Here is a 13,236-nt window from a genome sequence, read left to right on the forward strand (position 1 = left end):
GATGTTATTTTTTTGACGGAGGTGTTGGGATGTCTTTTCCCAGTAATAATCAGTTTTCAGCAATTACAGTAGGTGGTGTTCCTTATGCGGATGTGATAAAGGACATTAATCCTGCAGGAACAGATATTGTAGGAAATGCAACTTTTCCTTCCTTTTACTTCGCTTATGATGAAATTAATGTGTACTTTAGAATGCGTGTTCGATCAGATCCAAGAAATAGCGCCAAAACGGCTTTCGCAAACTATGCCTGGGGCGTTTTGTTAAATACGACGGGTGTAGCAGGGACGTATGACTGGCTTCTAGCAGTCAATGGATTAAACAAAAGAGTGAACTTGGTGCAGAACACGATTAAACAAGTGAACTCATGGAGCGATCCTGCTGAAGGTACGGATGGTAAAGGAAATCCAAATTATTCTCGGTCCATCATTAATTTTGATGTAGCACGTGTTGTTCAGGCTGACTCTACACTAGATAATACGCAAAACTACTTTATCGACTTTTTAGTTCCAGCTTCTACGTTCTTTTCCTTACTTGGCATTACAGCTCAAAGTTCTGTTCGTATGGTTGCTTTTACAGCTACAAACAACAACAACTACAATAAAGACTCTCTACGAGAATCAGAGAACTTTCAATTTCAGAATGCGTTCTCTAATCCAGTGACAATTAATTCAGGTAATGTACGGGCAAACTTGCAGGTCACTAAAACGCTGTTGTCAGGTCCAACTTCTCCTGTTGCTGGGCAGATTGGGGAGTGGACGGGAAGAATTACGCTAACGAATACAGGGAAAAGTGCTGCAAATATTATTAATGTAACAGATATTGTTTCATTAGATGTAGTGTCACTCTTTTCGGTCCTAAGTGTTTCGCAAGGGACAACTGCTTACAATTCTTCAACGAAAACACTGACTTGGTCGGTAGGGAATATAGCTCCTGGCGCCACTGCGACTCTTCAGTTTGCTGAGAATGGAATCTTTTATACAGCAGGAACGAAAGCACTTAATACAGTACGGGCAACAGGCTGTGATAGTTTTACGGGTGGAGATCTTACTCCTGCTTCTGCTTCTATCTCTGTAAATGTTCAAGCGACAGGTGGAGCTGCTGGTACAGTGCTGGATGGCTCAAACGCACAGCCCATAAGTGCTGTTACGGTAAGACTTTTGTCAGGGCCAACACAGGTTGCTGTGACTCAAACAGACGCATTTGGTAAGTATAGTCTTACAAATATTGCACCAGGTACTTATACGATTGAATTTTCAAAAGCAAATTACACGACCTTGGCGCAATCGGTTGTTATTCAATCTGGCACCATAACAGTCATCAACCCTGTTCTTGTTGCAATTCCAGGAATTCTTCAAGGTACGGTTACCTCTAATGTAGGTTCTGCTGTTAGTGGTGCTACCGTCTTGTTATCAGATAACCTTGGTACAGTTATTGCAAATGTAACCACTTCGCCAACAGGAACTTATACGTTTGGTCAGGTGATCCCTGGGCATTATACGGTCACGGTCTCAGCTAATAATTATCAGTCTGCAACAATTGGTCAAAATGTGCCGTCCAATCAGACAACGACAGCAAACTTTGTGCTCCAACCTAATCCAGGCACGGTAACAGGTACGATAACAGGAAGTGGAGGACCTATAGTAGGGGCAAAAGTTGAGGCTTTGAGCGGTACGGGAATAGCCGTTGTGACCACAACAACGAATGGAACAGGACAGTACACAATAAATCGACTTGCTCCTGGTTCTTACAGATTACGTGTGAGTGCACCTGCTTTTCAAACATTTGTTGTCGGTTTCTCTGTGAGTGCCGGTCAAAGTGTTGTTGTAGATGTGAATCTTGTAGCAAATCCAGGTTCAATCACTGGAACGGTAACTGATGAAGATAGCGGTGTTCCACTTGCAGGAGCGAGTCTGAAAGTTGTTAACAATTCTGGGATAACGGATGCATCTGTAACAACTGATGCAAACGGACAATTCTCTGTGGCTTCACTTGGTCCAGGTACGTATGTAATCACCTTTTCTTCTGATGGCCATGGTACAAAAACGATCGGGACATATGTTCAGTCCGATCAATCTACAACGGTAGATGTAAAACTCAGAAGGCTAGCAGGAGTTCTTACAGGCGAGGTTTCTTCAGGAGGTAGTTTAATTAGTGGTGCTTCAGTGGATGTTGTTCTAAATAACATCGTGGTAGCAAAAACCATTACAGACAGCAATGGAAACTATACAATTAGTGGGCTAGCGCCTGATCGATATACCGTTATTGTTGGAGCAGAAGGATTTTCGCCGGTTTCACTTGGTGCGGTTATTCAGGATAATGAAACGACTATCATCAGCACAGAACTTCAGCCTCTTTTTGGCTCTCTTTCAGGGAGTGTACAGGATAACGAAGGAAATCTTCTTCCGGGTGTAGTCGTTCTTGTGAAGAATGCAGACTCTGACGTACTAATCTCTAGAGCTGTAACAGATACAAATGGAAACTATGTGATTGGGGAGCTGCTTCCTGGAAGCTATGTTGTTACAGCAAACATTGTTGACTTTCAAACAAGTTTGAGTGGAGCAGTTATTACAGCTGGTGTGACTTCGATTGTTAATTTTTCATTAACACCTAATCCTTCTGCTATTTCAGGGACGATTATTAACAGTGAGACTGGAGAACGACTAGCAGGGGCTTCGGTAGAAGTGCAGCTGCTTGATGCTAACGGTCTTATTATAAATTCTACCTTTTCAGATGTTGATGGTGTATTCATAGTTGAAGATTTAATGCCCAGCACCTATACCGTTATTGTTGCCGCAGAAAATTTCCAAACTTCTTCAGCGTCTATAACGTTAACCCCTGGAATAGTTTCTTCAATTACCATTAGCCTTGCTCCATCTCCTGGATTTGTAACAGGTAAATTGGTAGATGCACTAACCGACCTGCCGATTGCTGGTGCAACAATTAACATCAGTAACACGCTTGGAGCATTTGTTGATTCTGCATTAACTAGTACGGATGGGACGTTTATTTCTCTTGGATTGCCTGGAGGTGTCTATTCACTTACTGCAGTTGCAGAAGGATATGAAACAAGAATCGTAGGTGTAGTTGTTCCTGCTGGGTTAACGAAGTTTGTTAACTTTGAACTTCAACCTAATCCAGGGAGAATTACAGGAACGATAGCACCTGCGGCTGAGGGACTTGTGGTACAGCTGTACACGATGAATAACCAATTCGTAAATACGGTTGCAGCTACTCCAGAGGGGAATTTCTTGTTTCAGAGTCTTGCTCCAGGTAATTATATTGTTAATGCAGTGGCTGTTAATTATTCAGTAGGAAGTACGGGAGCGTTTGTTGTTTCTGGGCAAACAACAAACGTTTCTCTCACTATACAACCTAATCCTGGTACTGTCTCTGGTACTTTAATTTCTGATCTTGGTGCGCCAGTAGCTAACGGTACCGTTTCCCTTCTTGATGTAAATGAAACACCAATTGGAAATGGAATAACAGATGCTGAAGGAAACTACACGCTCAGTAATATTCCAGCTGGTTCTTATGCAGTAGTAATAAGAGCAGGGGGCTACGCAAATGCGACAGGAAACGTAGCAGTAGGTCCAGGTCAGGACATCACTGAGTTTAATTTTGAACTAGTGACCATCCGTGGTTCTATCTCAGGAACGGTTTCAGATTTTACAACGGGTGCACCCATTCCAGGTGCGGCTATACTTGTACATGACAGTCTTGGAATTTTGATTCGCTTCTCAACAACTGATCAATTTGGCAACTTCTTGCTTCGTAATTTTGTTCCAGGTTCATATGCAATTACATCTTCTGCTCAAAACTATTCAACTGAGATTACAGGTGTAATTGTACAAAGTGATGAGACTTCTGGAGCAAATCTTCAATTAACAAGTACGGTAGGGAGTATAGCAGGGCAAGTAACAGATAGCGAAGGAATTCCACTTTCAGGGGATAATATACAACTAAAATTATTCGGTGCTAACGGAGAATTGCTACAGGCTCTAATCGCACACTCTGACGGTGCGTTCCAAATTACAGAATTATCCGTCGGAACCTATTTTGTAAGTGCTGAGTTAGAAGGTTATTCTCCAAATATGACAGCTGTTATCGTCAACAGCAGTGAGGTAAGCAGTATTACAATACCGTTATCGCAAATTCTTACAACCATAACAGGATCCGTAACAGATTCTGCAACTGGAAATCCGATCAGTGGCACTGCTGTTTCTGTTACTCTTACAAATAATACAGGCATGTTTGTTGCAAAGCAGTATCCAGGTACTGATGGCACTTTCTTATTTGACTCTATTGCACCGGGTATCTATCTATTAAATGTTAACGCAGTGAACTACGGAAATGAAGTTATAACAATTACTGTACCTGTAACTGGATCTAATATTTCTGTTTCTTTAACCCAAAATTCAGGAGCGGTTACAGGATATGTTACAAATCAGCTCTCGGGAGAACCGTTATCGAACGCAATCATTTTAGTAACTTCTTCAGGTAAGCCGCTTGATAGAAAAGGAGTCTCAGATAGTTTTGGTCAATTTACCTTTGCCAATCTTTCGCCTGATACGTATCGTGCCATCGTAAGTGCTGACGGTTTTTCTAGTCAGAGTGCAACGTTTAACGTATTACCTGATGAAACAACATCCTTAAGCTTTATCTTAACTCCCGAGCCAGGGTTTGTTTCGGGAACTATTACAGACAATCTCACAGGGCTTCCAATTTCACAAGTCATGGTTCAAGTCCGATATTTATCACCGACTGGCCCCGTTATTGCAACCACTGTAACGGATCAGCAAGGTAATTATGTAACACAAGGTGTGTATTCTGGTCCTTATACAATCGTGGCTTTTACTGACGATGGCTACGGTTCATCGAGTGCTTCTGTTTTTGTACCTCCAAACGATACGCGAGTCGTCGATTTTGCACTTGAACCGTTCCCAGCTACGGTGGAAGGGATTATCACTTCAGAGTCTGGGAACCCGTTAGTTAATGTTACAGTAAGGCTTTTAGATGTGTACGGTTTTACAGTTCGAGTAGTTAACACTGATTCTGACGGATTTTATCGAATAATAGGTTTTACGGAAGGACAATATCTTGTTACGGCTATTATTCCTGATTACCAGAGACGCCAAGTATCGATCAATGCTGGACCAGGCGAGACGGTAACTGCTAATATCAGCTTAGTTCCAGAACCGGGTCAAATATCTGGTGTAATACTTGATGAACAAACTCTTGCTCCGCTCGTTGGTGCTCAGGTAGAAGTGTATGCACCAGGTGCTGTTACACCAATTGCAAGAAGAACGACAGGCGCAGCAGGGGACTTTTTAATAGAAGGTGTGGCACCAAGATCTTATACGTTAAACGCCTTTCAGATTAATTATAGCATTCGTTCTACTGGTATAATCGTAACTTCTAATACGATATCAAATGTACAGCTAGCTTTAGTGCCTGATCCAGCATCGGTATCAGGGACTGTTACTAATGAGAATGGAATCCCCTTATCTAACGCTAGTGTAAGAGTGGTTGATGAAAACGATATTGAAATCGGAAACGGTATCACAGATTTGGATGGTAACTTTGTAATTGGGAACTTACCGGAAGGGTCTTATACAGTAGTTGCTGGAGCAGAAAATTATTCCTCTTCGACCGCAGGCGTTTCGTTGCAGCCGGGAGAGCAACTATTGGATATAGATGTAATCTTAACCCCGTTAGGAGGATTGATCTTTGGGACAGTTGTAAGTGCAGAAACGGGAGAGGAGTTACCAGGTATTCTGATTTCTATTCTTACACCGGAAGGAATTCCAATAATTTCAACTAATACAGACACCACAGGTAGCTTTACATCCATTCTTCTGACACCTGGAACGTATACTGTTATTGCAACTTCGCCTTATTATGTACAGGACCAAATTGGTGTTATCGTGCTACCAAATCAGACTTCTAGAGTTTCTTTTGCTTTGAATGAAATAGGGGGGGCGATTTCTGGAACGGTTACAGATTTAACGGGTAATCCGATTTTGGACAGAACAATCTCGATTCGCCTTCTTAATGATGGCGGTGTATTGCTGCAAACGCTAATAGCGCTCTCAGATGGAAGCTTTGAATTCCAGAACCTATCATCTGGAACGTATCAAGTGAATGTAATTGCAGACGGTTATCAAACAGCAACAGTAGGTGCGATCGTAGTGAACGGGGAAGTAACAAATTTAATAGTCCCGCTTACAGAAGATCGAGGTGCTCTGGAGGGCATTGTTCAAGATGTTGTAACAGGATTGCCGATATCAGGAAGTTTCATTGAAGTCTCTGATGTAAGTGGTATTCTTGTTGCTACTATTACAACAGATCAGAACGGTATATTTAGACTTGGTAACCTCCTAACAGGTCCTTTAAACATTCGTGCGATAGCAGATGGATATGGCGCAGCGTCAGTTGGAGTCATTATCAATTCTTTAAATCTATCGAACGTAACCCTTGACCTGCAACCGGAACCTGGCACAATCATAGGAACTATAAAAAATCCAAATGGTACACCGCTAGGAAACACAACTATACAGGTTCTAGACCGAACAAACACACCAATCACAACAGTTATTACAAATGGGAGTGGATCTTATGAGGTTGATAATCTAATTGAAGGACAATATACGGTAACTGCTAAAGGAAATGGAACAGGAACAGGAATTGGAAGTGGTATTGTCTTACCCGAACAAGATACTGTCGTAGATATTATCCTCATTCCAGTAGGTGGAGTCATCTCAGGTAAAATTACAAATGCAGCAACAGGTGATCCTTTAATTGGAGCTTCAATTGAAATTAGGGCAATTTCTCCATATGGTCCTGTCATTAATACGGTTTTAACCGATAGTAACGGTGATTATAACTCCGGTTTGATATCAACAGGAACGTATACCTTAACCATTACAAAAGAAAACTTTGGATCAGCTACAGGCTCTGTTCTTATCGAGGATAGCGTAACAACATTCCGGAATTTTGCTCTCATACCGAGTCTTTCAAACGTTAGAGGAACCATTACTGCACGGATCATACAAGTTGAGAGTTTATCACAAAGGATCTCAGCACAAGACGTTGTGATTCCTCTCATCAATACGGTTGTTAGACTTATTGATGAAACAGGTGCGGAACTAGCAGAAGTTCAAACGGATGATCAAGGAAGGTATTTGATCGAGAACTTTTTGTCAGGAATCTATTCGTTAGGAACATCTAATCCAGATTATGAAACAAATACGGTTGGCTTTTCAGTAGATCCTGGTCAAACACAAACAGTCGATATTGAATTAACTGCCCTTCCAGGGATTCTAACGGGTACAATAATCGATCAGGAAACGGGTATACCAAATGCCGGAGCAATCGTTCAATTAGTTTTTGGAACGAGTGTTCAACCTGCAGGTAGAGCCATAACAAATAATTCAGGAGTTTATGTGATTAATGGTCTTTCTCCAGGGCAATATTCGGTTTCTATGACAACGCCAAACTATAATACGTTTTCAGCTGGAGCATCGATTACAGCGAATACAACCACAACCGTGGATGGTTTCTTATTATCAGATCCTGGCGTACTAACGGGTACAGTTAATGGCCCAAATGGTGTAATTGGCGGGGCAAGTATAAAAGTTATTGATGTGAATGGTACGGTTATCGGATCTGCTGTCTCAAATGAAGATGGTACCTTCTTTATTGGAAATTTACCTGTTGGCACATATGCCTTAACCGTTGTTGCACTTGATTACCAGAATGAAACAGATGGGATTTCCATTATACCAGGGGCAACCGTGAACGTATCAATTAATCTGATTCCGGATCCTGGAGCTATTACAGGAACCGTTACTGATGATAATGGTATTGCTTTATCAGGGGCTGTAATAAATGTTCTGCTAAACAATATTATTATTGCATCAACGGTCTCTGAACTTGATGGTACCTATACCTTTAGAAGTCTAAAGCCTGACTCTTACCAAGTGACTGCTAATCTGAGAGGATATGCCGTATCGTCAATTGGAGCTATTGTAAACAGCAACATAGAGACAGCTACTAATCTACGATTAACTAGCCTGTTTGGCAGTGTTTTTGGAACCGTTACTAATGAGAATGGAAATCCAATCACACAACAAAGTATTAAAATCAATCTTTTTGATCTCAATAATAGTTTGATAACTACTGTATTAGCTCAACCGAATGGAACCTATGTTATTCCAGAAGTCAGAGAAGGTAATTATTTTGTAACTGTATTAACTGAGGGCTTTATTGCTGACACGTTTGCTGTAACAGTAAACCAAGGAGAAGAGGTTCTACTTGATCTCCAACTAGCTGCTCTTGGAGGTACGTTAACCATTAGGGTCATTGATGCTGCAACCAACAACCCAATATCTGGGGTCGTAACGACCATTTATAATGAAACAGGTATACCTATTACTTCAGGAATAACTGATCAAAACGGTGTATTTATACAGCAAAAACTTGAAGAAGGTGCGAAAGTAATTTCTGCTATAAAAGATGGTTATGGCAATTTATCTCTAGGAGGAATTATTGAGAACGGTATTACGACAGAAGTCGTTCTTGCACTTACTTTGGAAACGGGAGACCTTTTAGGAGTGATCTCCGATTTCAATGGAGTTTCAATTGCTGGGGCAGTGATACAAATACTGGATGCAACTCGAGCGGTGGTTACTACTGTATTAACACAGTCGGATGGTGCTTATAAAGTCTTGGACTTACAACCTGGGATTTATACAATGATCGTGAGTGCACGAGGATTTGAACAGCGTTCATTAAGTGTTTTCATTGAAGGCAATGAGACTACCATTACGAACTTACCGTTAGCTTTTGAACCTGGTAGTGTGGAAGGTTTCGTTACAAATGAAGTATCAGGTTTATTTATCGCTAGAGCCAGTGTTGAGCTTCGTTTAATCAGTCCTTCTGGGCCAGTAGTTGCGTCAACGCTTACTGACGAACAAGGTAGATATCGTTTTAGCCAAGTGAGAAACGGAAACTACACGATTATTGCTACTAAACAAAGATTTGGAAACGACTCTTCTGGTATCTCAATTGTCTCTGGAGAAACGACTTTCGCAGATCTTCAATTGTCTATTGTTACATCAAGTGTTAGCGGTACGGTTCGAAATGCTGACGGTTCACAGCCGCTCGCCAATACTTTACTTCGGTTAGCCGACAATGACGGTGTTGTGATTGCCGAAGTGCAAACAGACAATGATGGAAATTATTTAATAGAAGGTCTTCTACCAGGTGAATTTAGCATTGCTGCCATCAATGTAGATTATAGAAGCAGTGTAGAGGAGTTTACAGCTGTTCCGAATGTCGAAGGCGTCGTTAACTTTAATTTAGTTGCCGTACCAAGCTTGTTTACCGGCTTTGTTACGGATGCAGATACAGGTCTGCCGATTGTAGGTGCGATTGTAGAAACCTTTGATCAATTTACCGGTCCGGTTGAAGCAAGCTTAATAAATAATGAAGTAAGTGTAGGTGCTTTAGCAGTAAACGGAAGCCCAGTAGCGGTAGCCCTTACGAACATCGATGGTTTTTACACTATTCCTGGATTAAGTAATGGAACTTATACGTTAAGAGCATCTGCATTAGGTTATGGTACAGATAGCCGAATATCGTTTTTGCCAGTTAACTCAACTGTTGAGCAAAACTTTGCATTACCTGGTCAACGTCAAGCTTCTTCTATTACAGGTACAGTCATCATTTTAGGAAATGGTCCGTTACCAAATGCTGAAGTAAACGTGTTTGATGAAAATGGAATTCTAGCAGGACGTGCGAGAACGAGTGATGACGGGACGTACTTCATTAGTAATTTGGGATCCGGACGTTTCTTAGTAACAGCGGATGCAGAAGGGTTTCAGGAAGTTTCCCAGACTATTCTCCTTGCAGAGGGAGAGAGTCTAACAGGTGTTGACTTCGCTTTAAGCCCTGGAGCGGATGGAGATATTACAGGTCAAGTATCGGATCGTCGAACAGGTCGGCCAGTTAGTGGAGCAGTCATACAGTTGTTTGATACAAGAGGGGCTTTGGTTAGGGAAGTCCTCACTAATGATGCTGGGGTGTTTTATCTTTTAGGTATTCCAGCAGGATTATATGAGCTACGTGTTCTTTCTATCGGTTTTGAACCGTATACAATTTCAATTGATTTAAGTGAAGGCGAAGAGTTGCTTCTCCCAATCTCCCTGATACCAACAACCCCGGTACCACCTTTTGGAGAAGCGCAATACTTTATCATTTTAGGTGGCCAACCGTTAAGTTTAGACAGCATAACTACACCAACACGATTTACTTTAGTAAGTATTGATTCTTGCAATAACAGTGCTACTTTTTCGTATGAAGCTGTTGTAGAAGACGCAATAGTACGTAGATATATCACTTTCGATCTTACCTGTATTAATTTGATACGTATTATTGATTGATTGTCCCATCTTGCATACAGCAGTATAAAGTAAAATTTAACGTGTAATGAATAAAAAAAGGGAACTTCCTTTGAGAGGTTCCCTTTTTTTATAGTCTTCTTAAAAAAAACAAACTGCTGACAGAATGGACGTATTTATTGTTGTTCCCTTTTCAACATAAAACAAAATATTTTGACAATTTTCGCTAAATATATAGATGGTTTCTTATTTAAATGGTAAAATATTACTATGCAGTATGGATATTAGGGACATTTGTACTGTAATTCATTTTTATGGGGTTAAAAACTTTGAGGAGGTATTGAATGAAGCGTAGAATTGTGCACGAAAAAGTGGAGAAATATCTAATAACGAGTAAAACAATGGCTATTTATCCGTTTATTAATCAATGGGGAAGGGTTTGTGCTGAGATTTATGAAGAAGGCGCAGTAATTCTTGTTGAAAAGAAACCTTTTCGAATCATCAAAGACTCCTGTCCGTATTACGGAGGTACATATGATGGTAAGAAAGATGCTACGCAAATTAATTTAGGGAGGATGTGCTTTCCTCCAATCATGATTGATACAAAACTTGATATTTTCTTTTTTCCCACGAAATCACCACGAAAAGACTCCTGCATTTGGCTCTCACAGCCACACATTGATGATATTGTTTCAATAGATCAAAAAAAGGTTAGAGTCATTTTCTCAAACGGAATGGATCTACCTATTGAAAGTACCTCCGCAGCCCTTAAAGGGAAACTCCATCGAGCAGCTCATTACAGAAGTGTGTTATTAACTCGAACGAACCGAAGTTTTAATAATAAGAATAAAGAAGTACACTTACAAAACAGTGATTTGATCTTAACTTAGGTTGAAATTTTTTAGTTTGGCGCCTGATGGTAAAATTTCAGGCGTTTTTGTTATGGGTTTTAGAATAGAAATTACAAATATTACTGAGAATTAAGCTGTGAAAAACTTTGCTGAAAACCTATATAAATACTGATGTAGAAAGAGTTTGGGCACACTATTCATATAATTATCACTTTTTATCGGCTTTCAAATAATTTATAATTATCATATAATAAAGATATTAAAGACAGAAATGTACGCAATACTAGTTGATACGGTTTTCATGAAAACAGGGAAAGTGGTAATCAAGTTGTCTCTTCATAAGTAAGAGAAGCTGACTTTTTTCTGTAAATTTTAGGTGAAAAGGTTGATAATGATGAGCAACAGAGAAACGAACACAGACGTCCTTTTAATCGGCGCTGGAATCATGAGTGCTACATTAGGAACGATCTTAAAAGAAATAGCTCCAGAAATGAAAATTAAGGTATTTGAGAAACTTGATAAAGCGGGAGAGGAAAGTTCGAACGAGTGGAACAATGCAGGAACAGGGCATGCAGCACTTTGTGAACTAAATTACACATCGGAAAAACCAGATGGGTCTATTGATATATCGAAAGCCATTGAAATTAACGAACAGTTCCAAGTATCTATGCAATTTTGGTCATATCTTGTTGATCAAAAATTGATACACAATCCAGAAGATTTCATTATGCCTTTGCCACATATGAGTATGGTTCAAGGGGAAAGCAACGTTCAGTTTTTAAAGAAACGTATGGAAGCGCTAACAGAGAACCCTCTTTTCCAGGGGATGGAATTTTCGGATCATCCGGAGAAATTAATGGAATGGATACCATTAATCATGGAAGGACGTTCGTTAAACGAAAGTATCGCTGCTACGAAGATCGATTCTGGAACGGATGTGAATTTTGGTTCTCTCACTCGTATGTTATTTAGTCACCTTCAAAATAAAAATGTAGATGTTAAATACAAACATAGTGTAGAAAACTTAAAGCGTACGTCGGATGGCTTATGGGAATTAAAGGTCAAAAATAATAACACAGGTTCTATTGAACGCCACACAGCGAAGTTTGTATTTATAGGTGGCGGTGGAGGAAGCCTACATTTGCTGCAAAAATCCGGTATTCCTGAAGGGAAGCATATCGGTGGTTTTCCGGTAAGTGGAATCTTTATGGTATGTAAAAATCCAGATGTGATTGAGCAACAGCATGCAAAAGTTTACGGAAAAGCCAAAGTCGGTGCTCCGCCGATGTCTGTTCCACACCTTGATACAAGATATATTGACAATAAAAAGTCATTGTTGTTCGGGCCGTTCGCGGGATTTTCACCAAAGTTCTTAAAGACAGGATCTATGCTTGATTTAGTGACTTCAGTCAAACCCAATAACGTGTTGACCATGTTGGCAGCTGGTGCAAAAGAAATGTCACTAACAAAATACTTGATTCAGCAAGTATTGTTGTCAAAAGAACAGCGAATGGAAGAACTACGAGAGTTCATCCCGACTGCGAAGAGTGAAGATTGGGATCTTGTCGTAGCTGGGCAACGTGTTCAGGTTATCAAAGATACGGAAACGGGTGGAAAAGGAACGCTACAGTTCGGTACAGAAGTGATTACATCTGCTGATGGTTCTATTGCTGCTTTACTTGGTGCATCTCCTGGAGCGTCAACAGCCGTTCACGTTATGCTTGAAGTTCTGAACAAATGCTTCCCACATGAAATTGGAAAATGGGAACCAAAGATCAAAGAGATGATCCCTTCTTACGGTCAGCGATTGATGAACAACCCTGATCTTTTGAAGAAAGTTCATTCTTCAACAGCCCGTACTCTAAAACTTAATGGGAAAGAACCAACTTTATCTGATTTTTCGGAAATAGAGAATACAGTTTTACATGAAAAGATTTAGATTTTTCATTCAAAAGAGCCTCAATGTGAAGTGACCCCTAAAAGTT

At 40.4% G+C, this 13,236-nt stretch carries 3 protein-coding genes; all 3 read left to right on the forward strand.

Annotated features, from left to right (window positions below):
- Positions 1-29 precede the first annotated feature (29 nt).
- Positions 30-10,442, forward strand: coding sequence for a carboxypeptidase regulatory-like domain-containing protein (locus P4V41_RS13075; protein WP_328085459.1), 10,413 nt, complete (start codon positions 30-32; stop codon positions 10,440-10,442).
- A gap of 302 nt (positions 10,443-10,744) precedes the next feature.
- Entirely contained in the window at positions 10,745-11,290 is a 546-nt protein-coding gene (locus P4V41_RS13080) for a competence protein ComK (protein ID WP_328085460.1), read from the forward strand.
- Between the two features lie 355 nt (positions 11,291-11,645).
- Positions 11,646-13,190: a malate:quinone oxidoreductase gene (locus tag P4V41_RS13085; RefSeq protein ID WP_328085465.1), complete on the forward strand. Its 1,545-nt coding sequence runs from the start codon at positions 11,646-11,648 to the stop codon at positions 13,188-13,190.
- The last annotated feature ends 46 nt before the right edge of the window (positions 13,191-13,236 follow it).

The organism is Fictibacillus nanhaiensis, from assembly GCF_036213205.1.
Taxonomy (GTDB): domain Bacteria; phylum Bacillota; class Bacilli; order Bacillales; family Fictibacillaceae; genus Fictibacillus; species Fictibacillus nanhaiensis_E.

What these genes read in the sequence shown, in the direction of transcription:
- P4V41_RS13085 (WP_328085465.1), top strand. Translation starts at nt 11,646, where the DNA reads ATGAGCAACAGAGAAACGAACACAGACGTCCTTTTAATCGGCGCTGGA.
- P4V41_RS13080 (WP_328085460.1), top strand. Translation starts at nt 10,745, where the DNA reads ATGAAGCGTAGAATTGTGCACGAAAAAGTGGAGAAATATCTAATAACG.
- P4V41_RS13075 (WP_328085459.1), top strand. Translation starts at nt 30, where the DNA reads ATGTCTTTTCCCAGTAATAATCAGTTTTCAGCAATTACAGTAGGTGGT.